13 protein-coding genes and 1 rRNA gene are annotated in these 23,822 nt (G+C 73.3%); 11 read left to right on the forward strand and 3 right to left on the reverse strand.

From position 1 onward, the window contains the following. Together rrf and ACFWIC_RS33455 are read left to right on the forward strand one after the other, a co-directional pair. Window positions 1-88, forward strand: a 5S ribosomal RNA gene (gene rrf / locus ACFWIC_RS33450); the annotation flags it as partial. A 95-nt stretch (window positions 89-183) separates the two neighbouring features. Next, entirely contained in the window at window positions 184-1,020 is an 837-nt protein-coding gene (locus ACFWIC_RS33455) for a phosphatase PAP2 family protein (RefSeq protein ID WP_329882543.1), read from the forward strand. A 130-nt stretch (window positions 1,021-1,150) separates the two neighbouring features. Here ACFWIC_RS33455 and ACFWIC_RS33460 read toward each other — a convergent pair whose 3' ends face one another. Both ACFWIC_RS33460 and ACFWIC_RS33465 read right to left on the reverse strand, forming a co-directional pair. Further along, entirely contained in the window at window positions 1,151-1,714 is a 564-nt protein-coding gene (locus tag ACFWIC_RS33460; RefSeq protein WP_329882544.1) for an acetate uptake transporter, read from the reverse strand. Window positions 1,715-2,019: 305 nt separating this feature from the next. Continuing rightward, window positions 2,020-4,572: a SpoIIE family protein phosphatase gene (locus ACFWIC_RS33465; RefSeq protein ID WP_355400161.1), complete on the reverse strand. Its 2,553-nt coding sequence runs from the start codon at window positions 4,570-4,572 to the stop codon at window positions 2,020-2,022. Between the two features lie 542 nt (window positions 4,573-5,114). On the opposite strand from ACFWIC_RS33465, the gene ACFWIC_RS33470 reads away from it, so the two are divergent. The 9 genes from ACFWIC_RS33470 to ACFWIC_RS33510 all read left to right on the forward strand — a co-directional run bounded on the left by ACFWIC_RS33470 (window position 5,115) and on the right by ACFWIC_RS33510 (window position 18,862). Continuing rightward, the gene (locus ACFWIC_RS33470; RefSeq protein ID WP_355400274.1) at window positions 5,115-9,659 is read left to right on the forward strand and encodes a HAMP domain-containing protein; all 4,545 of its coding nucleotides are present in this window, start codon (window positions 5,115-5,117) and stop codon (window positions 9,657-9,659) included. Between the two features lie 293 nt (window positions 9,660-9,952). Beyond that, the gene (locus tag ACFWIC_RS33475; RefSeq protein WP_329882546.1) at window positions 9,953-10,591 is read left to right on the forward strand and encodes a response regulator; all 639 of its coding nucleotides are present in this window, start codon (window positions 9,953-9,955) and stop codon (window positions 10,589-10,591) included. Between the two features lie 147 nt (window positions 10,592-10,738). Continuing rightward, a complete protein-coding gene (locus ACFWIC_RS33480) occupies window positions 10,739-13,423 on the forward strand; it encodes a DNA translocase FtsK (protein WP_329949973.1) in 2,685 nt (894 codons plus the stop codon). A gap of 374 nt (window positions 13,424-13,797) precedes the next feature. Further along, window positions 13,798-14,673, forward strand: a complete 876-nt coding sequence (locus ACFWIC_RS33485; RefSeq protein ID WP_329949974.1) for a helix-turn-helix domain-containing protein — start codon at window positions 13,798-13,800, stop codon at window positions 14,671-14,673. Window positions 14,674-14,769: 96 nt separating this feature from the next. Then, entirely contained in the window at window positions 14,770-16,242 is a 1,473-nt protein-coding gene (rimO, locus tag ACFWIC_RS33490) for a 30S ribosomal protein S12 methylthiotransferase RimO (RefSeq protein ID WP_380357561.1), read from the forward strand. Beyond that, the gene (gene pgsA / locus ACFWIC_RS33495) at window positions 16,239-16,877 is read left to right on the forward strand and encodes a CDP-diacylglycerol--glycerol-3-phosphate 3-phosphatidyltransferase (RefSeq protein ID WP_329882550.1); all 639 of its coding nucleotides are present in this window, start codon (window positions 16,239-16,241) and stop codon (window positions 16,875-16,877) included. Before rimO ends, pgsA begins: the two co-directional genes overlap by 4 nt. A gap of 397 nt (window positions 16,878-17,274) precedes the next feature. Further along, on the forward strand, window positions 17,275-17,751 hold the full coding sequence (locus ACFWIC_RS33500; RefSeq protein WP_329882677.1) for a CinA family protein: 477 nt from the start codon (window positions 17,275-17,277) through the stop codon (window positions 17,749-17,751). Window positions 17,752-18,148: 397 nt separating this feature from the next. Continuing rightward, on the forward strand, window positions 18,149-18,517 hold the full coding sequence (locus ACFWIC_RS33505) for a helix-turn-helix transcriptional regulator (protein WP_327681118.1): 369 nt from the start codon (window positions 18,149-18,151) through the stop codon (window positions 18,515-18,517). 54 nt (window positions 18,518-18,571) lie between these two features. Beyond that, window positions 18,572-18,862 carry a hypothetical protein gene (locus tag ACFWIC_RS33510; protein ID WP_329949975.1) on the forward strand — a complete coding sequence of 97 codons (291 nt, stop codon included), beginning with the start codon at window positions 18,572-18,574 and terminating at the stop codon, window positions 18,860-18,862. A gap of 118 nt (window positions 18,863-18,980) precedes the next feature. Here the strand turns inward: ACFWIC_RS33510 and ACFWIC_RS33515 are convergent, their stop codons facing one another. After that, complete coding sequence (locus ACFWIC_RS33515; protein ID WP_380520737.1) at window positions 18,981-23,678, reverse strand: ATP-dependent helicase; 4,698 nt, start codon at window positions 23,676-23,678, stop codon at window positions 18,981-18,983. Between the last annotated feature and the right edge of the window lie 144 nt (window positions 23,679-23,822).

Below are 23,822 nucleotides of genomic sequence, written 5' to 3' on the forward strand. Positions count from 1 at the left end.
CGGTTACATTCCGAACCCGGAAGCTAAGCCTCACAGCGCCGATGGTACTGCAGGGGGGACCCTGTGGGAGAGTAGGACGCCGCCGAACAATCATTCCAAAAAGACCCCCTCCCGTTCGGGAGGGGGTCTTTTTGCGTTAACGTCTCTCCACCACGTCCAAGCCCGGTGGAGAGGCACGAACCGTTGCAGAACCTGACCCTTACCTGGGAGTCCGCCGGGGGCGCCGCGGTCGCACTCTACGGTGGCTCGTACGCGGCCGCCCGGGTCCGTCGGGGGGCGGTCTCGGCGGTCCTGCGGGAGGCCGGCACCCTGCTCGCACTGTTCGCGCTCTGGCAGCTGGTCGGGAGCCTCTCGCTGATGAGCACCGAACACGCGCTGGACCGGGCGAGCTGGATCCACCGGACGGAGCTGGCACTCGGGCTGCCGGACGAAGCGGCCTGGCAGGAGGCGGTGACGCCGTACCCGGTGCTGGTGAGGCTGGCCAACTACTACTACGCGGCGATGCACTTCACGGTGATGATCGCGGTGCTGGTCTGGGTGTTCCTGCGGCACCGCGAGCGGTACGCGTGGGTGCGGACCACCGTGGTGGTCACGACGGCGGTCTGCCTGGCCGTGCAGTTCATTCCGGTGGCCCCGCCCCGGATGCTGCCGCAGGAGGGCTTCGTGGACGTCGCGGCGGAGTACGGGCAGTCGGTGTACGGGGGAGCGGTCGCCGGGGTGGTCAAGGCGGCGCAGCTGTCGGCGATGCCGTCGGTGCACGTGGCCTGGTGCGTGCTGGTGGCGGTCGCCGTGATCAAGGTGTCGCCCAGCCCGCTGCGCTGGCTGATGCTGCTGCACCCGGTCCTGACGGTGACGGTCGTGGTCGTCACGGCCAACCACTTCTGGGCGGACGGCCTGGTGGCGGTGGCGATCCTGCTGCTGGCGTACGCGGCCCAGGCCGGTGTCGCCCGCCGGCGGGCCCGGCGCGAGGCTGCGGTGCGGTCCGCGGCCGAGCCGGAGCGGGTGTCCGCGGGCGGTTGAGCCGTCGCCGGGCAGCAGCGTCGCCCCGGCGGCGGTGGCGGCCGGGGCGACGGCGGGCGGGGGTGAAGCGTGATGTGCCGGTGGGCCGGGCCCCGTGGGGGGTGGGTCCGGACCACCGGCACCCCTGCCGTTACTTGACGGGCAGGGCGTCCCGGCCCCACGCGCTGTTGGTCAGCGACGCGGTGGCCCAGTACCAGGCCGTCAGCCCGGAGGCTGCTGCGACCCAGCCGGCGGCCTTGGCGAGGCCTCCGGAGGTGTTGAAGACGGCGAGGGCGGAGAGCAGCAGCGAGACCGTCAGCAGACCGTAGACGGCCCGGCTGAACAGTCCTGCGTTCCAACTGGCCGCGGTGAGGGTGAGCGCGAGCAGGGCCCACAGGAGCAGGAACAGGCCGGCCGCGTTCTTGTGGGCGCCGGAGGCCGTGGACCAGGTGGCCCAGAAGGCACCGAGGCTGGTGAAGGCGGTGCCGGTGAAGCCCTCGCCGCCGCGGAACTGCCAGAGACCGGCGATGAAGAGGGTGAGACCGCCGACGACGTGGGCGAGACGGGCCGAGTCCCCTACGGCGGTGCCGCTGAAGATGCCGGTGGAGAGGAGGCCGTAGGCGAGGAGAGTCAGGCCGAGTGCGAGGTAACCGAGGTTACCCGCGTCGGCGCCGGTTGAGCGGGCGTTCAGTGCCCCGGTAGCTTCGTTGCTCACCGGAGGCTCCTTTCACTCTGGGCGCGCGCAGGGCGCAGTGAACTCGGGTGAGTTTCGATGAGGTGGATGCGCGCGATCGCGCCGAGGGCGCACGGCTGGAGCGTGCGACGGCTGCGATCAGAATGCTGGGCCAGCGGAGAGCCGCTGGTCACGTCCCCGCCGGGGGATTCCCCGGTGAGATCGGTGTACCCAGGGTGAGCGGGCTTGTACCCTTGTGAATCGCACAATTTGTGACGCCGTCAGCCAGGGATCGTTCACCGTCCGACAGAACCCGAACCCGGCCCGGACCCGAGCCCGGGTGGGGCTCAGGCGGTGCGCTGGGTGGGGACCCGCAGGGTGAGGATCGCCATGTCGTCGGACGGCGGCTCGGGGGCGAACCGCTCGACCGCCCGCTGCACCCGCATCGCGACCGCGCCCGCGGTCAGCCCGGTGCAGCCGGTGAGCACCTCGGCGAGGCCGTCGTCGCCCAGCATCCGCCGGCCCTCACGGCGTTCGGTGACGCCGTCGGTGACACACAGCAGGACCTCGCCGGGCAGGAGCACCAGGCGCTCGGCGGTGAGTTCGAGGTCCTCCATGACGCCGAGCAGCGGCTGCGGGGTCGCGGCGCGGTCGACCTGGCCGTCGGTGCGCAGGCGGAGCGGCAGCGGGTGGCCGGCGCAGACCAGGGAGAGCTCGGTGCTGCCGTCCGGAAGGGGCGTCAGCTCGCCGTACAGCAGGGTGAGGAAGCGGCTGCGCGAACCCTCGTCCAGGATGGCGGTGTTGAGCCGGCTGAGCACCTGCGGGGCGTCCAGGCCCTCGCGGGCGAGCAGGCGCAGCGAGTGCCGGGCGAGGCCGGTGACGGAGGCTGCCTCCGGGCCGGTGCCGCAGACGTCGCCGATGGCGAAGCCGTAGGTGCCCTCGCGGATCGGGAAGAGGTCGTAGAAGTCGCCGCCGACCTCGTTGCCCTCGCCGGCCGCCTGGTAGTAGACGTCCACCTCGACGCCCGGGATCTCCGGCAGGTCCGGTGGCAGCAGGCTGCGCTGGAGGGCCTGGCTGGTGGCGGTGCGCTCGGAGTAGAGGCGGGAGTTGTCGAGGGCGAGGGCGGCCCGGCGGGAGAGGTCCTCGGCGAGTTCGAGGACCTCCTGGCGGAACCGGACACCGGTCGGGGTGCCGAGGACGAACAGGCCGATCACGCGGTTGCGGGCGGTCAGCGGCAGGACGACCGTCTCGCCCAGGAGCCCGGACAGGTCGGGGCTGTCGGCGAGTCCGTTGCCGCGCGCGGTGTCGGTCGGCGCGGTCCAGAAGCGGGCTCCGTGGGTGGGGCCGGCGTCGGGCGCGGGGGTCTTGTCGAGCAGGGCGCGCAGCGGGTCGATGCGGTCCTCGTCCTCGTGCAGGACGAAGGCGAGCGAGGCCGCGGCGCCGTGGTCGCCGTTGGTGTAGACGGCGCACCAGGAGGAGAGGGTGGGGACGGCCATCTGCGCCATCAGGGCGAGGGTCTGCTCGTGTTCCAGGGTGCCGGCCAGCAGGTCGGAGGCCTCGACGAGGAAGGAGAGCGAGCCGCGGCGCAGCCGTTCGAGTTCGGTGAGCCGGGTGGACTCGACGGCCAGGGCGAGCCGGTCGGCGGCGAACTGCAGGCGGAGCGCGTCCTCGTTGTCGTACCGGCCGGGTGCGGCGGTGGCGATGCCGAGCGAGCCGATGAGCCGGCCCTCGACCTTGAGCGGGACGGTGAGCAGGGAGCGCATGCCGCTGCCGCCGAGGACGGGCAGGCCGGTGGGCCGGGAGGCGAGGTCCTCGTGGACGGAGGGGAGGCGGGGCGAGTCGTAGCGGTTGCCGGTGTCGACCGGGAACCGGCTGTGCCGGCGGTGGCCGGAGGTGAGTCCGGTGGCGGCGCGGACCTCGAACTCGGTCTCGTCGTCGGTGGTGAGCAGCAGGTAGGCCGCGTCGGCGTCGAGCAGGTCGCGGGCGCGTTCGACGGTGTGCTGGAGCATGGTGTCGAGGTCCTCGCCGGAGCCGAGGCCGGCCAGCAGGTCGAGGCGGGCGGCGGTCTCGGGCTTCTCGCCGGGCAGGGCCCGGGCGGGGGAGCGCAGGACGGCGCGGTCGTCGTCGAGGACGAGCAGGCAGAGCGCGGAGGGTGTGCCGTCGGTGTCGCGGAGGCGGACCTGGACGCCGTAGACGTCGACGGTGGAGCCGTCGGCGCGGCGCAGGGCGTAGCCGCCCTCCCACCGGGCGAGGCGGAGGGTGGCGGCGAGGCCGAGCCCGGGGGTCTGGGGCCAGACGGCGAGGTCGGCCCAGGGACGGCCGAGCACGGTGTCGGCGGGGTGCTGGAAGAGCGCCTCGGCGTCGGGGTTCCAGGCGAGGACGCGGCCGTCGTCGTCGAGCTGGACCACGGCGACGTGGACCGGGCCGCTGCTGCTGGGCAGTTCGCTGCCGGGGGTGGCGGGGACGGCGTAGCGGGTGCCGGCGACGTGGGCGGGAAGGGCGAGGCGGAACCAGACGGTCTTGCGGCCGGCGCCGTACTCGACGCCCCAGCGTTCGGCGAGGGCGGCGCACATCAGCAGGCCGCGGCCGCCCTCGCCGTCGGGGTCGGCGTAGTGGTCGGAGGCGGTGGCCGGGACGTCGGCGAACGTGGGCAGGCCGCGTTCGGGGTGGTGGTCGGTGACCTCGATCCGGACGGTGTCCGCCTCGCGCAGGCAACAGACCTCGGCGGCGGTGCCGGCGTGGACGACGGCGTTGGTGACGAGTTCGCTGACCAGCACCACGGCGTCGTCGACGACCTCGGGCAGGCCCCAGCCCAACAGGGCGTCGCGGACGAACGAGCGGGCGGCGGAGGCCGACCGACCCACCGGTTCGAAGGTGGCGGCTGCGCGCGCGGTGACCACGTTGCCACGTCTCCTCTGCTCTGGCCCTGGCTGTCCGGTGTGCGGCGCCGGCTCGCGGTGTGCGCCGACGGGGTGGGCGGCGGCTCGGGGCGGGGCGCGGCCCGGTGCAGCGCTCCACCCTACTTTCCGCTTGGTTCCCCGTGGGGGCGGGGCGTCGAAACAGGCACCGGAGGGTGATTCTGACCACCTGTTTCGGCCGGGGCGGTACCAACCGAGCGCAACCGGCCTTATACCCGGCGCGAGTACTGCCAGACTGGGGGGTCCGCGGTGTCCGGTCCGAGCAGTACGGTCGTTGCGGGTGCCGGTGGTCCGCGTGCGGGTCACCGGGACGTCACCGGGACGGTACCCGGTGCCGGGCCCGTCCGGGGCGCGGTCGCGCGGTGCCGGACAGTTCACCATTTGGGAGGGGCCCGTTGAGTTCGGCCACCAAGGACGCAACCGGTACGACGCCGCCCGCCCAGCGTGGCGGACGCTCCGGGGCCGCGCCGCGGAGCGCGGCCGGCCGGCGTGCCAATCACAGCCGCGGTGCCGAGCCGGCCGAGCTGCGCAAGCTCCTGTCGGCGCTGACGGCGATGCGCGACGGCAACTTCCGGCGCCGGCTGACGGTGCCGGGGGACGGTCCGCTGGCGGAGATCGCCGCGGTGTTCAACGAGGTCGCCGAGCGGAACCAGCACCTGACGGGTGAACTCGCGCGGGTGCGGCGTGCGGTGGGCCGGGAGGGCCGGCTGAACGAGCGGCTGGAGACCGGTGCGGGCGAGGGCGCCTGGATGGCGGCGGTCGACAACTGCAACGCGCTGATCGACGACCTGGCGCGGCCGATGGCCGAGGTGGGCCGGGTGCTGGCGTCGATCGCCGAGGGCGACCTGGACCAGAAGATGGAGCTGCGCTCGCTGCACAGCAACGGGGTGAGTCACCCGCTGCGCGGCGAGTACCTGAAGATCGGGCGGACGGTCAACGGGCTGGTGGACCAGCTGTCGGAGTTCACCGACGAGGTGACCCGGGTGGCCCGGGAGGTCGGTACCGAGGGCAAGCTCGGCGGCCAGGCCAAGGTGCGCAGCGTGTCCGGCAGCTGGAAGGACCTCGCGGACTCGGTCAACACCATGGCCGGCCGGCTGACCGCGCAGGTGCGGAACATCGCGCAGGTGACCACGGCGGTGGCCAAGGGCGACCTCTCCCGCAAGGTGACGGTCGAGGTGGCCGGCGAGATGCTGGAGCTGAAGAACACCGTCAACACGATGGTGGACCAGCTGAACGGCTTCGCGGCGCAGGTGACCGGGGTGGCCCGGGACGTGGGGACGGAGGGCCGGCTCGGGGGCCAGGCGCAGGTGCCGGGCGTCGCCGGGGTCTGGCGCGACCTCACCGACTCCGTGAACTTCATGGCCGACAACCTGACCGGCCAGGTCCGCAGCATCGCGCAGGTGACGACGGCGGTGGCGCGCGGCGACCTCTCGCAGAAGATCGAGGTGGACGCGCGCGGCGAGATGCTGGAGCTCAAGAGCACCATCAACACGATGGTGGACCAGCTCTCCGGCTTCGCCGAGCAGGTGACCCGGGTGGCCCGTCAGGTGGGCACCGAGGGTCGGCTCGGGGGTCAGGCGCAGGTACCCGGCGCGGCCGGGGTCTGGCGGGACCTGACCGACAACGTCAACTTCATGGCGAACAACCTCACCGATCAGGTGCGGAACATCGCGCAGGTGACCACCGCGGTCGCCCGGGGCGACCTGTCGCAGAAGATCCAGGTGGACGCGCAGGGCGAGATCCTGGAGCTGAAGAACACCATCAACACGATGGTGGACCAGCTGAGCGCCTTCGCCGACGAGGTGACGCGGGTCGCCCGGGACGTCGGCACCGAGGGCATCCTCGGCGGCCAGGCGAGCGTGCCCGGGGTGTCCGGCACCTGGAAGGACCTGACCAACAGCGTCAACCTGATGGCCAACAACCTGACCAGCCAGGTCCGCAACATCGCCGAGGTGACCACGGCGGTGGCGCTCGGGGACGTCTCGAAGAAGATCACCGTCGATGCGCGCGGGGAGATCCTGGAGCTGGTCACCACCGTGAACACCATGGTGGACCAGCTGTCGGCGTTCGCCGACGAGGTCACCCGGGTGGCGCGCGAGGTGGGTACGGAGGGGATCCTGGGCGGCCAGGCCCGGGTGCGCGGGGTGTCGGGCATCTGGAAGGACCTGACCGACAACGTGAACTTCATGGCGTCGAACCTGACGGGCCAGGTGCGGAACATCGCCGAGGTGGCGTCCGCCGTGGCCCGCGGTGACCTCTCCAAGAAGATCACCATCGAGGCCCAGGGCGAGGTCGCGGCGCTGGCCGGGACGCTCAACACGATGGTCGACCAGCTGTCCGCGTTCGCGGTCGAGGTGACCAGGGTGGCGCGCGAGGTGGGCACCGACGGCACCCTGGGCGGTCAGGCGAGCGTGCCGGGGGTGGCCGGGATCTGGAAGGACCTGACCGACAACGTCAACCTGATGGCCAACAACCTGACGGGCCAGGTGCGGAACATCGCGCTGGTGATCACGGCGGTGGCCCGCGGCGACCTGTCGCAGAAGATCGACGTCGACGCGCGGGGCGAGTTCCTGGAGCTGAAGACCAGCATCAACACCATGGTCGACCAGCTGGGCTCGTTCGCCGACGAGGTCACCCGGGTCGCCCGCGAGGTGGGCACCGACGGGCGGCTCGGCGGCCAGGCCCGCGTGCCGGGCGTGGACGGCACCTGGCAGGACCTGACCGAGTCGGTCAACGAGCTGGCCAACAACCTGACCCGGCAGGTGCGCGCGATCGCGCAGGTCGCCACCGCCGTGACCAGGGGCGACCTGTCGCTGCGGATCGACGTGGACGCCGCCGGGGAGCTCGACGAGCTCAAGGACAACATCAACCAGATGATCGCCAACCTGCGCGAGACCACCCGCACCAACCAGGAGCAGGACTGGCTCAAGACCAACCTGGCCCGGATCTCCGGCCTGTTGCAGGGCCGCCGGGACCTGGAGGCGGTCGCCTCGCTGATCATGACCGAGCTCACCCCGGTGGTCTCGGCCCAGCACGGCGCCTTCTTCCTCGCCCAGCCGGCCGGGCGCACGGCGGAGCTGATCACCGAGGACGACGACGAGAACGACACCGTGCTGCGGCTGATCGGCAGCTACGGCTACCAGCGGCGGGCGATGCCGACCACCTTCCGTCCCGGCGAGTCGCTGATCGGCCAGGCGGCGGTGGAGAAGCGGGCGATCATCCTCAAGGAGGCCCCGCCCGGGTACCTGAAGATCGCCTCGGGCCTCGGCGAGGCCTCGCCGGCCCACATCGTGGTGCTGCCGGTGCTGTTCGAGGGCAGGCTGCTGGGCGTGATCGAACTGGCCACCTTCAGCTCGTTCACCACCGTCGCACTGGACTTCCTCAACCAGATCGCCGACCTGATCGGCGTCACCGTCAACACCATCAGCGTCAACACCAAGACCGAGGGCCTGCTGTTGGAGTCCCAGCGGCTGACCGCCGAACTCTCGATGCGGTCCGCCGAGTTGGAGGCGCGTCAGGAGGAGCTGGAGCGCACCAACGAGGAGTTGCAGGAGAAGGCCGAGCAACTCGCCCAGCAGAACCGGGACATCGAGATCAAGAACAGCGAGATCGAGGAGGCCCGGCAGGTGCTGGAGGAGCGGGCCGAACAGCTCGCGCTGGCCTCCCGGTACAAGAGCGAGTTCCTCGCCAACATGTCGCACGAGCTGCGCACCCCGCTCAACTCGCTGCTGATCCTCGCCAAGCTGCTCTCCGACAACAACGAGGGCAACCTCTCGCCGAAGCAGGTCGAGTTCGCCGACACCATCCACGGCGCCGGATCGGACCTGCTCCAGCTGATCAACGACATCCTCGACCTCTCCAAGGTCGAGGCCGGGAAGATGGACGTCCGGCCGGCCCGGATCGCGCTGGTCCAGCTGGTCGACTACGTGGAGGCCACCTTCCAGCCGGTCGCGCTGGACAAGAACCTGGAGTTCGGGGTCCGGGTCTCGCCGGCCCTCCCGGTCACCCTGCACACCGACGAGCAGCGGCTCCAGCAGGTGCTGCGCAACCTGATCTCCAACGCGGTGAAGTTCACCGACGCGGGCGCCGTCGACTTCTCGATCACCCCGGCCGGCCCGGACGTCCCGCAGCACGTGCGGGAGCGGCTGCTGGAGGCCGGGGCGATCCAGGGGCCGGACGACCCGCTGATCGCCTTCGCGGTCTCCGACACCGGCATCGGCATCCCGGACAACAAGCTGCGGGAGATCTTCGAGGCGTTCAAGCAGGCCGACGGCACCACCAGTCGCAAGTACGGCGGCACCGGTCTCGGACTGTCGATCAGCCGGGAGATCGCCCGGCTGCTCGGCGGCGAGATCCACGCCGAGAGCGAGCTCGGCAAGGGATCCACCTTCACGCTGTACCTGCCGCTGCGCAGTGAGGCTCCGGAGGCCGTTCCCGGGGCCGGCCAGATGCCGCGAGCCGCGGTGGGGGTGACCCCCGCCGGGACGCCGGTGCCGGTCGGCGAGAACCCGGCCGACCACTGGGCCCAGGAGGTGCGCGAGCTGGCCGAGGTCCGCCGCCGGGGCGCGGTCGAACGCCGCCGCGCCGCGGCCCTGGAGTCGCTGCCCGCCGAGGGCAGGTCCGCCGGCGGCCGTCCGGTCGAGCCCGTTCCGACGATCCGCCACTCGGCCCGGGTGGACACCCGGTTCGACGGCGAGCAGGTGCTGATCGTGGACGACGACGTCCGCAACGTCTTCGCGCTCACCAGCGTGCTGGAGCAGCACGGCCTGACGGTGCTGTACGCGGAGAACGGCCGCGAGGGCATCGAGATGCTGGAGCAGCACGAGAACGTGGCGCTGGTCCTGATGGACATCATGATGCCGGAGATGGACGGCTACGCGACCACCGAGGCGATCCGCCGGATGCCGCAGTTCGCCGGCCTGCCGATCATCGCGCTGACCGCCAAGGCCATGAAGGGCGACAAGGAGAAGTCCCTGGAGGCCGGTGCCACCGATCACATCACCAAGCCGGTGGAGACCGACCACCTGCTCGCGGTGATGCACGAGTGGCTGACCGCCCGGAGGCGGTAGGCGGCATGTCGGGGGCGTGAACTCCGTGATTCGCTCCGGGGTTCACGCCGTGGCGGCGGGCGGTTTGCTGGCGGGGAGGGGCGGGAACCGGGTAGGGTCACCGATCGTTGCGAACAGTGACCGGGCGGCGACTCGCTGGTGAGCGTGCGCCGGTGCACTGTGTGCGTGCCGTTCCGGAACCAGACGCGACGGAGCGATGTGCCGGGCGAGGGGGTGCGGCTAGCATGACCGGGGTAGTGGTGGGCAGTACGCGGGTGCCTTCCCCAGGTAGGCAAGCGACAGGAGGGCGCGTCGTGATGCAGAAGGCGAAGATCCTCCTGGTCGACGACCGACCGGAGAACCTTCTCGCGCTGGAGGCGATCCTCTCGGCGCTGGACCAGACCCTGGTCCGGGCGGCCTCGGGTGAGGAGGCGCTCAAGGCGCTGCTCACCGACGACTTCGCGGTGATCCTGCTGGACGTGCAGATGCCCGGGATGGACGGCTTCGAGACGGCCGCCCACATCAAGCGGCGCGAGCGCACCCGGGACATCCCGATCATCTTCCTGACCGCGATCAACCACGGGCCGCACCACACCTTCCGCGGCTACGCGGCCGGTGCGGTCGACTACATCTCCAAGCCCTTCGACCCGTGGGTGCTGCGCGCCAAGGTCTCGGTCTTCGTCGACCTGTACATGAAGAACTGCCAGCTCAAGGAGCAGGCGGCACTGCTCAGGCTCCAGCTGGAGGCGAGCGGCGCCGAGCCGGCCCTCGGCGGTGCGCTGCTGGGCGAGCTGTCGGCGCGGCTGGCGTCGGTGGAGGAGCAGGCCGAGGCGCTGACCAAGCAGCTGGACGGCACCGAGGACAGCGGGGTGGCGGCCACGGCGGCGCACCTGGAGCGCAAGCTGGCCGGCCTGCGGCGCGCGCTGGACGCCCTGCGCCCCGGCGCCGACTAGGAAGCCCCGGGCGCGGCGTCGAGAGTGCCGCGCCGTTCCTTCTTCCGGGTGAACCGCGACCGGGGTGACGGTGTGTCTGCGACACGTTCCGCCGCCCCGGTACGACGACATGGGCACAGGTCGCGGACCCCGGTAGGCTGCTGACCCATGGCCACACGCACGCCCGGAAGCGCGGCACGCAACCCGAGCCCGGGACCGTCCAAGAAGGCCGCGGCGAAGGCTCCGGCCAAGGCGCCGGTGAAGAAGGCGGCCGCCAAGAAGGCCGCCCCGGCGAAGAAGACGGCGGCCAAGCCGGCCGCCGCGCCGCCCCCCGCGCCCAGGCCGATACTCTTCCGCGCCGTGCGCGCCGTCTGGCTCGGCACGGCCCACGGCATCGGCGCGGTCTTCCGCGGGTTCGGCGACGGGGCCAAGAACCTGGACCCGGCCCACCGCAAGGACGGCGTCGGCCTGCTGCTGCTCGCGCTCGCCCTGGTCACGGCGGCCGGGACCTGGTTCAGCCCGCAGGGCTGGCTGGGCGAGGCCGCCACCAACGTGGTCTCCGGCCTGTTCGGCCGGCTCGACGTGCTGGTGCCGTTCCTGCTGGCCGTGGTCGGGGTCAGGCTGATGCGCCACCCGGAGCTGCCGGAGGCCAACGGGCGGATCATGATCGGTCTGACCACCCTGCTGATCGGCGTGCTGGGACTGGTCCACATCGGCTGCGGCGCCCCCATGATGGGCAGCGGGGCGACCAGGATAAGGACGGCCGGCGGGATCGTCGGCTGGGCCGCCTCCACCCCGATGATGGCCGCCGCCGGGCCCGCGCTCGCGGTGCCGCTGCTCCTGCTGCTCGCCTTCTTCGGCCTGCTGGTCACGACCGCCACCCCGGTCAACCGGATCGGTGAGCGGGTGCGCGGCGTCGGCGTCCGGCTTGGCGTGGTCGAGCCCGGTCCCCAGGACGAAGTCTCCGGGGGGCGTACGCCGGAGCGCGAGCACTCCACCGAGCCGCCGGAGGACGCCGACCCGTCGGCGCTGCCCTTCACGGTGGACACCGAGGGTGACGGCGCCGTCGACGAGGTGGGCGCCCGCCGGCGCCGCCGACGGCGCAAGCCGGCCGAGGAACAGGCCGCGGAGCCGGACCCCTTCGCGAAGGAGGCCGTCGACCCGTACGCGACCCGGGACCTCGCCGCCGGGGCCGCCGCCGACCTGGACGGCGCATTGGTCTACGGCGTGCCCGCCTCCTCGGCGGTGGCGGACATGATGCACCAGGTGCAGGACCGCACCGCCCTGCCGGAGGAGCCCGCGGTCCCGGCAGCCCGCACCGGCGGCCTCGCCGCCGCCGAGGAGCACGGCGCGGCGCCGGTCCGGATGGAGCAGCTCCAGCTCTCCGCCGGCCTCACCTACTCGCTCCCCCCGCTCGACCTGCTGGAGCGTGGCGGCCCGGCCAAGGCCCGCAGCGCCCTCAACGACGAAGTGGTCGCCCAGCTCACCGTGGTCTTCGCCGAGTTCAAGGTGGACGCCCGGGTCACCGGCTTCACCCGGGGCCCGACGGTCACCCGCTACGAGGTCGAGCTCGGCCCGGCGGTCAAGGTCGAGCGGATCACCGCGCTCGGCAAGAACATCGCGTACGCGGTGGCCAGCCCGGACGTGCGGATCATCAGCCCGATCCCGGGCAAGTCGGCCGTCGGCATCGAGATCCCGAACCGGGACCGCGAGATGGTCAACCTCGGCGACCTGCTGCGCTCGCGCACCGCCGCCGAGGACACCCACCCGCTGGTCGTCGGCATGGGCAAGGACGTCGAGGGCCACACCGTGACGGCCAACCTCGCCAAGATGCCGCACATCCTGGTGGCCGGTGCGACCGGCGCCGGCAAGTCGTCCTGCATCAACTGCCTGATCACCTCGGTGCTGGCCCGCGCCACCCCGGACGAGGTGCGGATGGTGCTGGTCGACCCCAAGCGGGTCGAGCTCACGGCGTACGAGGGCATCCCGCACCTGATCACGCCCATCATCACCAACCCGAAGAAGGCCGCCGAGGCCCTCCAGTGGGTGGTGCGCGAGATGGACATGCGGTACGACGACCTCGCCGCGTACGGCTTCCGGCACGTGGACGACTTCAACGCGGCGGTCCGGGCCGGCACGGTCACCCCACCGCTCGGCAGCGAGCGCGAGCTGACCCCGTACCCGTACCTGCTGGTGATCGTCGACGAGCTGGCCGACCTGATGATGGTCGCCCCGCGGGACGTCGAGGACTCGGTGGTCCGGATCACCCAGCTCGCCCGAGCGGCCGGCATCCACCTGGTGCTGGCCACCCAGCGGCCGTCGGTGGACGTCGTCACCGGGCTGATCAAGGCCAACGTGCCGTCCCGGCTGGCGTTCGCCACCTCGGCGATGGCGGACTCCCGGGTCATCCTGGACCAGCCCGGCGCGGAGAAGCTGATCGGCAAGGGCGACGCGCTGTTCCTTCCGATGGGTGCGAGCAAGCCCATCCGGATGCAGGGCGCGTTCGTCACCGAGGCGGAGATCGCCGCAGTGGTGAACCACTGCAAGGACCAGCTGACCGCCGTCTACCGGGACGACGTGACGGTCGGCGGCGGGCCGAAGAAGGAGATCGACGAGGAGATCGGCGACGACCTGGACCTGCTGATCCAGGCCGCCGAGCTGGTGGTCTCCACGCAGTTCGGGTCCACCTCGATGCTCCAGCGCAAGCTGCGGGTCGGCTTCGCCAAGGCCGGGCGGCTGATGGACCTGATGGAGTCGCGGGGGATCGTCGGCCCGAGCGAGGGCTCCAAGGCCCGCGACGTGCTGGTGAAGCCGGACGAGCTGGACGGGGTCATCGTCACCATCCGGGGGTGACGGACCGCCCGGGCGGAGCAGCGGGCACCCACCGGTTCCGCGCCGCTCCGCACCCCGGGAACCCGGTCGCCGCGGGGGCCGTCGCCCCTCGCCGGTCCGGCCCGTCCGAGGGGTGTTCACCCGTTCGGAGAGGGGTAGGCGAGCGGTGCGGAACCGATCGGGTGCGTACCGCGTCCCATGAGCCACACCGGATGCGCGGCCGGGAGCGGGCGCTCCGGCGGCGGTGACCCCCCGTACTGACGGGCGGTCAGTGCACGCCCGGCCCCGCGTCGGGCCGGCCGCGCGCATTCGGGCCTGTTCCGCTTGAGAAACGATCCGCCCCCGCCCCTAGACTGTTCCCCAGCAGGTGGCCCACCGCTCGAAAGGCGTGCACCGTGACCATCGGCAAGTCCCCCGACCGCGAGAACGCCCCGTCGTCCGCGCCGCCCCCCGGCGCGGCGGAACAGACGGCCGATGCGCCGAGCATCGGCCGGGTGCTGTCCGCCGCCCGGATCGAGGCCGGACTCACGGTGGATCAGGTGAGTACCGCCACCCGGGTCCGGGTGCCACTCGTGCATGCCATCGAAGAGGACGACTTCGACCGGTGCGGCGGCGACTTCTACGCCCGCGGCCACATCCGCTCGATCGCCCAGGTCGTCGGTGTGGACGGCGAGGCGCTGGTCGCCCGGTACGACGCCGACCACGGTGGCTCCCCGGCCTCCCGGCGGCCCACCCAGCTGATCGAGAGCGGCCCGATCAAGGTCCCGGGTCGCGGTCGGCCGAACTGGACGGCGGCGATGGTCGCGGCGATCGTCGCGGTCGTCGGGCTGATCGGCTTCAACCTGGTCAGCGGCAAGACCGGCGGCAGCACGACCACCGGCTCGGCCAGCGCCCCGCTGCCCGCCGGCTCCGGCACCGGTTCGGTCGCCCCGGCGGCCCCCGTGCCGACCCCGGCCGTGCAGCCGCCCGCGCCGGTGCCCAGCGCCGCCGCGATCGCCGCCGCCCCGGCCGACAAGGTCACCGTGAAGCTGGTCGCCGAGAAGGACACCAGCTGGGTCTCGGCGGTCGACGGCAACGGGAAGTCGCTGTACCAGAACAACATCGAGGAAGGTCAGGACCAGACCTTCACCGACCCCAAGCAGATCAAGTTGGTGATCGGCAACGCCGGCGCCGTGCACGTGTACGTCAACGGCAAGGACCTCGGCCCGGCGGGCAAGAACGGCCAGGTGGTGCACGTCACGTACACCCCGGGCGACCCGCAGGCGGGCTGATCGCAGGGGGCGTCCGGCCCGGTCCGGACCCCGTGAACCGAGGCGCGCGGCCTCCGGGGCGAACGGCTCCGGCGGCCGCGCGTTAATCTTGGCCCTATGCCTGAACGCCGTACTGTCGCCCTTGTCACGCTCGGATGCGCCCGCAACGAGGTGGACTCCGAGGAACTCGCCGGGCGACTGGAAGCCGACGGCTGGTTGCTCGTGGACGACGCCGCCGAAGCCGACGTCGCCGTCGTCAACACCTGTGGCTTCGTCGAGGCCGCCAAGAAGGACTCCGTCGACGCCCTGCTGGAGGCCAACGACCTCAAGGGCCACGGCCGCACCCAGGCGGTCGTCGCGGTCGGCTGCATGGCCGAGCGGTACGGCAAGGAGCTGGCCGACGCCCTGCCCGAGGCGGACGGCGTGCTCGGCTTCGACGACTACTCGGACATCTCCGACCGCCTGCAGACCATCCTCTCCGGCGGCCACCACGCCCCGCACATCCCCCGCGACCGCCGCAAGCTGCTGCCGCTGAGCCCGGTCGAGCGGCAGTCCGCCGCCGCCGAGGTCGCCCTGCCCGGCCACGGGGCCCCCGAGGACCTCCCTGAGGGCCTCGCCCCGGCCTCCGGGCCGCGCACCCTGCGCAAGCGGCTGGACGACAGCCCGGTGGCCTCCGTCAAGCTCGCCTCCGGCTGCGACCGGCGGTGCTCGTTCTGCGCGATCCCGGCCTTCCGCGGCTCGTTCATCTCGCGCCGTCCCTCCGACGTGCTGCACGAGGCCCAGTGGCTGGCCGAGCAGGGCGTCCGCGAGGTGGTCCTGGTCAGCGAGAACAACACCTCGTACGGCAAGGACCTCGGGGACATCCGGCTGCTGGAGACGCTGCTCACCGAGATCTCGGAGACCGACGGCGTCGAGCGGGTCCGGGTCTCCTACCTGCAGCCCGCCGAGATGCGCCCCGGGCTGATCGACGCGATGACCGGCACCGAGGGCGTGGTGCCCTACTTCGACCTCTCGTTCCAGCACTCGGCCCCGGCGGTGCTCCGCCGGATGCGCCGCTTCGGCTCCACCGACCAGTTCCTGGAGCTGCTCGGGACGATCCGCTCCAAGGCCCCGCAGGCCGGCGCCCGGTCGAACTTCATCGTCGGCTTCCCCGGCGAGAGCGAGGCGGACTTCGCCGAGCTGGAACGGTTCGTCACGCACGCCGGGCTGGACGCGATCGGCGTCTTCGGTTACTCCGACGAGGACGGCACCGAGGCCGCAGGCTTCGAGGACAAGCTGTCCGAGGACGTGGTCGCGGACCGGCTGGCCCGGCTCAGCAGGCTCGCCGAGGAGATGACCGCCCAGCGTGCCGAGCAGCGGATCGGCACCGAGATCGAGGTGCTGGTCGAGTCGGTCGACGGCGACCTGGTCGAGGGCCGCGCGGCCCACCAGGCGCCCGAGACGGACGGTCTCACCACGCTCACCGGCGTCGAGCGCCCCGAGGTGGGCGGGTTCTACCGCGCCCGGGTGGTCGCCAGCGAGGGCGTCGACCTGGTCGCCGAGGCGCTGGAGCAGGTGCGCGTCCGCCGGGCACCCGGAGCAGGGGAATGACCCACGGGCCCGGCGCCCCGGCCGCGGCCCACCCGGGCAGACCGGAGGCCGCGGTGCCCCCGGAGCCGGGGATCTGGAACATCGCCAACATGCTCACGATGCTCCGGCTGCTGCTGGTGCCGGTCTTCGTGACGCTGCTCTTCGCCGACGGCGGCCACGACCCCAAGTGGCGCTCGGTCGCCTGGGCGTCCTTCGCCGTCGCGATGATCACCGACCTGTTCGACGGGGAGCTGGCCCGCCGCAAGGGCCTGGTCACCGACTTCGGCAAGATCGCCGACCCGATCGCCGACAAGACGATCATGGGCGCGGCGCTGATCGGCCTCTCGGTGCTGGGCGACCTGCCGTGGTGGATCACCGTGGTGATCCTGGCCCGCGAACTCGGCATCACGCTGATGCGGTTCTGGGTGATCCGCTTCGGCGTGATCCCGGCCAGCCGGGGCGGCAAGCTGAAGACGCTCACCCAGGGCATCGCGGTCGGCATGTACGTCCTGGAACTCACCGGCTGGCTGGCCACCGCCCGGGCCCTGCTGATGGGGCTCGCGGTGCTGCTGACCGTCGGTACCGCGCTGGACTACGTCGGCCAGGCGCTGCGGCTGCGCCGTGAGGGCCTCGCGGCGGCCCGTACGGAGCGCTGAGACCCCGGACGGAGTGCCGCGGCCCCGCCGGCGACGGTTCCCGTCCCGGCGGGGCCGTTCCGACTTTTGCCGGTCGAGGCGGGGGGCTGCGGGGGCTGCCGGGCGCACAATGGCGGGTACTCCGGGGCGGGCCCGGGGGGTGCGAGGGAGGGACGTCGGGATGAGTGGCAGAGCTGCGACGGACGGCAGAACCGACTCAGTGACGGCCGCCGGGGGCGGGCAGGCGGTGCCCGGGCAGTCCGGGGACGCGGGGCGGTCCGGGCAGTCCGGGCCCGGACCGGTGCCCGGTGGGCGGGCCGCGGACGGGCCGGCGGACCGGGGGCCGACGGACTGCGGGTCTGCGGTCGGCGGGTCTGCGGTCGGCGGGTCGGCGGACCAGGGACCGGCGGACTACGGGCTGGCGGAGCGGGCGCACGCCGCACTGCGGGCCGAGGGCGGGACGGTGGCCGTCGCCGAGTCGCTGACCGGCGGGCTGCTGGCGGCCGCGCTGGTGGACGTCCCGGGGGCGTCCACCACCTTCCGGGGCTCGGTGACCGCGTACGCGACCGAGCTGAAGGCCTCGGTGCTCGGGGTCGACGAGGGCCTGCTGGAGGTCAACGGGCCGGTCCACCCGGTGGTCGCCCGGCAGATGGCCGAGGGCGTACGGAAGTTGCTGGGTGCCACCTACGGGGTCGCGACGACCGGGGTGGCCGGTCCGGACCCGCAGGACGGACAGGCGGTGGGCACGGTGTACCTCGCGGTCGCCGGCCCCGGGGGAAGTCTGGTCACTTCGCCACGGTTGTCGGGAGAGCGTGCCACAATCCGTCACGGGGCGGTGACCGCCGCTCTGGAGCTGCTCGTCGGGCGGCTTCCGTCCGGTACGCCCACGCACTGAGTCCTCGTCCGCCGCCGCTCCCGCCGCTCGCCCGACGTCCCGCAGCGGCGGTGCCGTCGAGGTGCCGCCGCAGCGCCGCCGGTTCCGTCCGCCGAGATCTCCACCGAACCGAGATCTGCCGAACTGGCGTACGGGCATCGTGCGGCTGGAGGATCGTGTTACATCAGTGGGCCCGGATGGGCAGAAACCAGGTGGCGAACGAGTGGCGCGGCGGTAGCCGGGTGCCGCCCGGAGGGTACGACGAGGTGCCCGCAGACCCGGGTGCGACACCGAAATTGGGGAGGGGACAGCCTTGCAGCCCAGAGTGAACACGACCATGGTCCCCGCACGCGAAGCGGGCAAGGCGGTACGGTGGGGGCGTGACATCTCGATCCGCAGTCCGAGGAGGGAGGCACCGATGATCCTGCTTCGTCGCCTACTGGGCGATGTACTGCGTCGGCAGCGCCAGCGCCAGGGCCGCACACTCCGCGAGGTGTCGGCAGCCGCCAGGGTTTCGCTCGGTTACCTCTCCGAGGTCGAGCGGGGACAGAAGGAGGCCTCCTCGGAGCTGCTCTCCGCCATCTGCGACGCACTCGACGTCCGGATGTCCGAGGTCATGCGCGAGGTCAGCGACGAACTGTCGCTCGCCGAACTTGCGGCGATGGCCACCCTCTCCGAAGGTGAACTGCTGAGGCCGGTGCTCGAACCGGTACAGCTGCCCGCCCCCGGCGCCGACCGGGCGAACATGTCGCCCAAGGCCGCCGCGATGGACGTGGTCGCCGCCTGATCCGGCCTCGACACCCGGGCGCCTGGTGCCCGGGGCGAGCGAAGGAGGGCGGTCGTGCGGAGAACGGTGGTGGCGCGTACGCGTACCGGGGCCCGAATACGGCTCCGGCGGCGGTGGCCGCAGCCGGTCCGCCGTGGTCTGCCGGTCCTGGCCGGCGGACTCGGTTGGTGGCTGCTGGCCGCCCCCGGACAGCTGCCCGACGGTGCGGTGCCGGTCCTGCTGGCGGCCGGCGGCTGGGGGCTCGGGTTGATCCCGGTCCACGCCGACCGGAACGCCACGGGCCCGGCGAGGCGCCGGACGGGTGAGCCGACGGCCCGGGCGGAGGCGGAGTCTCCGGTCGGGTGAGGACGAACGCGGACGAGGGCCGCGGCACCGGGAAACCGGCGCCGCGGCCCTCGTCGTGTGTCCGGCGGGCGGCGGGCGGCGGGCCGGGACCGGGGCCGGGCGGTGACGGGGACGGTGCCTAGGGCCGCAGGCGCAGGCCGCGCGGGGTGGCGTGGAAGCCGGCCTCCTCCAGGGCGGCACCGAGGTCCGAGCCGAGGGCGGGCGTGCCGTTCGCCCGTTCGACGGTGACGCTGCCGAGCGCCCCCGAGCGGACCGCGGTGGCCAGCGCGGCGGTCGCCGTGGCGAGCGTCGACGCGTCCTCCGGCCAGGCCAGCAACGACTTGCCGCCCCGTTCGACGTAGAGGCTCAGCTCGCCGTCGACCAGGACCACCAGGGCGCCCGCCTTCCGGCCCGGGCGGTGTGCCCGGGTCGCGGCGCCGTCCCCCGTGCCGCCCGCACCGGCCGGCGGCTCGGGCCAGGGCAGTGCGGCGCCGTAGGCGTTGGCCGGGTCCGCGGCGGCCAGCACCAGGGCCTGCGGCGGCTCCGCGGAGGGCGCGGCCGGCCACTCGGTGGCCCGGGTGCGCTCCAGCCGGCCGTTGACCGACCGCAGCCGGTCGGCCGCGCCCTCCATGGCGAACTGGGCACCGCCCAGCCCCTCCACGAAGTAGCCCCGGCGGGTCCGCCCGCGCTCCTCCATCGCGGCGAGCACCCGGTACACCCCGGCGAAGCCGCCCGGGACCCGTTCGGCCGCCACCGCGCCGCGGGTGAGCAGGCCGTGCCGGTCCAGCAGGCTCTGCGCCTGGGCGGTGGCCCGGACGGTCTGTTCGGTGGTGAAGGCGGGCAGCAGCGACCAGCGTCCGCCGACCGTCGGCGGACCGCTGCGCAGCGCGCCGCCGGCCCGGCCGAACGGGCGCCCCGCGCCGCCGTAGCGTCCGCGCGGGACGGCCCGGGGCGCCCGGTGCGCGGTGGACCCGGCCGTCCGGCCCGAACCGAGCAGGGCGCGCAGCGGCGCCAGGGTGTCGTTGCTGACGTAGCCCGCCCAGACGAGGTCCCAGAGCGACTCGACGAGCTCCTGCTCGGGGGTGTCCGGGAGGTGTGCGACCAACTGGCGGAAGAAGAGGCCGTAGCCGCCGGCCAGTGCCTCCATGAGCGCGGTGTGCACCGGGGTGACGGTGGGCGGGATCGGTTCTGGGCGCAGCAGCTGGGCGTTCTCGGCCAGGTGCAGGCTGATCCAGCCGTCCTTGCCCGGCAGGGCGCCGGCGCCGGTCCAGCCGATCTCGCCGGCCGCCATCAGCTCGTCCAGCAGGCCGGGGGAGTAGTCGGTGAGCCGGGCCGGGAGGACCAGCTTCTCCAGGGCCGACGCGGGCAGCGCGGCGCCCTGGAGCTGCTCGACCACCCGGAGCAGGCCGTCCGGGCCGCGCAGCCGGTGGCCGGCCAGGTGCTGCCACTGCGGCAGGAAGGCCGCCAGGGCGCGGGGCGGGACGGGTTCGACCTCCTGGCGCAGGGCGGCCAGCGAGCGACGGCGCAGCCGGCGCAGCACGTCGGTGTCGCACCACTCGACGGCGGCGGTGTGGCCCTCGACCGGTCGGAACTCGCCCTGGACCAGGCGGCCGGCGGCGGTGAGCCGGTGCAGGGTGCCGGTGACCACGGCGGTGCCGAGACCGAAGCGGTCGGCGGCCTCGGCGGCGGTGAACGGCCCGTGGGTGCGCGCGTGCCGGGCGAGCAGGTCGCCCAGCGGGTCCTTGACCGGTTCGGTGAAGGCTTCGGGGACGCCGACCGGGAGGGGGGTGCCGAGGGCGTCGCGCAGCCGCCCGGCGTCCTCGATGGCGGCCCAGCGCCGTTCGCCGGCGATCCGGACCTGGATCACCCGGCGGGCGGACTCCAGTTCCAGGGCCCAGAGCGGTTGGGCGCCGCGGGCGGTCAGCTCCGCCTCGGTGAGCGGGCCGAGCAGACGCAGCGCGTCGGCGACGCCCTCGGCGTCCTTGATCCGGCGCTCGGGGGTGAGCCGCTGGAGCTCGGCCTCCAGCTCGGCCAGGACCTCCGGGTCGAGGAGCTCGCGCAGTTCGGCCTGGCCGAGGAGTTCGGAGAGCAGCCGGGAGTCGAGCGAGAGCGCGGCGGCCCGGCGTTCGGCGAGCGGGGAGTCCCCCTCGTACAGGAACTGGGCGACGTAGCCGAAGAGGAGCGAGCGGGCGAACGGGGAGGGCTCGGTGGTGGTGACCTCGATCAGGCGCACGGCGCGGGATTCGAGGTCCCCCATCAGCTCGACCAGGCCGGGGACGTCGAAGACGTCCTGGAGGCACTCGCGGACGGCCTCCAGGACGATCGGGAAGGAGCCGTACTCGGAGGCGACCTCCAGGAGCTGGGCGGAGCGCTGCCGCTGCTGCCACAGCGGGGTGCGGCGGCCGGGGCTGCGGCGGGGGAGCAGCAGGGCGCGGCCGGCGCACTCGCGGAAGCGGGAGGCGAACAGGGCGGAGCTGCCGACCTGGTCGGTGACGAGCTGTTCGATCTCGCCGGGCTCGAACAGGGCGGCGTCCGCGCCGACCGGGGCGTCGTCGGCGGGAGGCCGCCCGGCGGGGTTGCCGAAGTCGAAGTCGACGGACAGCAGGTCGGCGTCCGGGAGACGGAGCACGATGCCGTCGTCGGCGTGCATCACCTGCGGGTCGAGGCCGTGCTTCTCCCGCAGCCGGGCGCCGAGGGCGAGCGCCCAGGGGGCGTGCACCTGGGCGCCGAAGGGGGAGTGGATGACGATCCGCCAGTCGCCGAGTTCGTCGCGGAACCGCTCGACCACGATGGTGCGGTCGTCGGGGAGGTGGCCGCAGGCGGTGCGCTGCTCGGCGAGGTAGGCCAGCAGGTTGCCGGCGGCCCAGTCGTCCAGGCCGGCCCCGCGGAGCCGGGCGGTGGCGGCCTCGGTGTCGAGGGCGCCGAGCTCGCGGGTGAAGGCGCCGAGGGCGCGGCCGAGTTCGAGCGGGCGGCCGAGGGAGTCGCCCTTCCAGAACGGGAGGCGGCCCGGGACACCGGGGGCGGGTGTGACCAGTACCTTGTCGTGGGTGATCTCCTGGATCCGCCAGGAGGTGGTGCCGAGGGTGAAGACGTCGCCGACACGGGACTCGTAGACCATCTCCTCGTCCAGCTCCCCCACCCGTCCGCCCCCCTTCTTGGGGTCGGCCCCGGCGATGAAGACGCCGAACAGGCCGCGGTCCGGGATGGTGCCGCCGGAGGTGACGGCGAGCCGCTGCGCGCCGGGCCGGCCGGTCACGGTGCCGGCCACCCGGTCCCAGACCAGGCGGGGCCGCAGCTCGGCGAAGGCGTCCGAGGGGTAGCGGCCGGCCAGCATGTCGAGCACGGCGTCGAAGGCGGACTGGGGCAGGGAGGCGAACGGCGCGGCGCGGCGGACCACGGCGAGCAGCTCGTCGACCTGCCAGATCTCCATCGCCGTCATGGCGACCAGCTGCTGCGCCAGTACGTCCAGCGGGTTGCGGGGGATGCGCAGCGCCTCGATCCGGCCGGTGCGCATCCGTTCGGTGACCACGGCGGACTGGACGAGGTCCCCGCGGTACTTGGGGAAGACGACGCCGGTGGAGACGGCGCCGACCTGGTGGCCGGCCCGGCCGACGCGCTGCAGGCCGGAGGCGACCGAGGGCGGGGACTCGACCTGGACGACCAGTTCGACGGCGCCCATGTCGATCCCGAGCTCCAGGCTGGAGGTGGCGACCACGGCGGGCAGCCGGCCGGCCTTGAGCTCCTCCTCGACCAGGGCGCGCTGTTCCTTGGAGACCGAGCCGTGGTGGGCGCGGGCGATCACCGGCGGGGCGCCCTTGGCGGCGCCGGAGCCGCCCATCAGGAGGGCGGGGGCGTGGTCCTCGGGGAGGGCGGCGCCGGTGGCGCGCTCCAGGGCGATCTCGTTCAGCCGGTTGCAGAGCCGCTCGGCGAGGCGGCGGGAGTTGGCGAAGACGATGGTCGAGCGGTGCGCCTGGACGAGGTCGACGATCCGCTCCTCGACGTGCGGCCAGATCGAGTTCTGCCGGGCCGGGTCGTCGTCGGAGGCGCTGCCGGCGGTGGGGGAGGCGGGCAGGTCGTCGAGGTGGGGTACGGGCACCACCACGGAGAGGTCGAACTCCTTGGTGGACGGCGGCTGGACGACGACGGCGCCGCGCCCGGGGCTGAGGAAACGGGCCACCTCCTCGACCGGGCGGACGGTGGCGGAGAGGCCGATCCGGCGGGCCGGGCGGTCCAGCAGCGCGTCCAGCCGCTCCAGGGAGAGCGCCAGGTGGGCGCCGCGCTTGGTGCCCGCGACGGCGTGCACCTCGTCCAGGATCACCGTGTCGACGCCCCGCAGCGCCTCGCGGGAGGCCGAGGTGAGCAGCAGGAAGAGTGATTCGGGGGTGGTGATCAGGATGTCCGGCGGGTGCGTGGCGAAGCGGCGGCGGTCGGCGGCGGGGGTGTCGCCGGAGCGGATGCCGACCTGGACGTCGGGCTCGGGCAGGCCGAGCCGGACGGCGGCCTGCCGCAGGCCGGCCAGCGGGGCGCGGAGGTTCCGTTCGACGTCGACCGCGAGGGCCTTGAGCGGCGAGATGTAGAGGACCCGGCAGCGGCGCCCGGCCTCGTCGGGCGGCGGGACGGAGCTGAGCCGGTCCAGCGCGGACAGGAAGGCGGCGAGCGTCTTGCCGGAGCCGGTGGGGGCCACGACCAGGACGTCGGTCTCCCGGCCGATGGCGCGCCAGGCCTCGGCCTGGGCGGCGGTCGGGGCGGAGAAGGCGGCGCCGAACCAGGCCCGGGTGGCCGGGGCGAAGCCGGCCAGCGGGTCGGACGGGGACGGTGTCTGGGTCTGCGGCGCCATGCCCCCATGGTGCCGGGTGCCACTGACAGAGGGGGGACCCGGAGACGGCACGGCGGGTGTGTGGCCGTTCGGTGGAGCTGATCGGGCAAAACAGACAATCCGACCATATGGTGATGGTTCAGACCTGCGATGCCCTTGTGAAGA

Source organism: Kitasatospora sp. NPDC127035 (genome assembly GCF_042726075.1).
Classification (GTDB): domain Bacteria; phylum Actinomycetota; class Actinomycetes; order Streptomycetales; family Streptomycetaceae; genus Kitasatospora.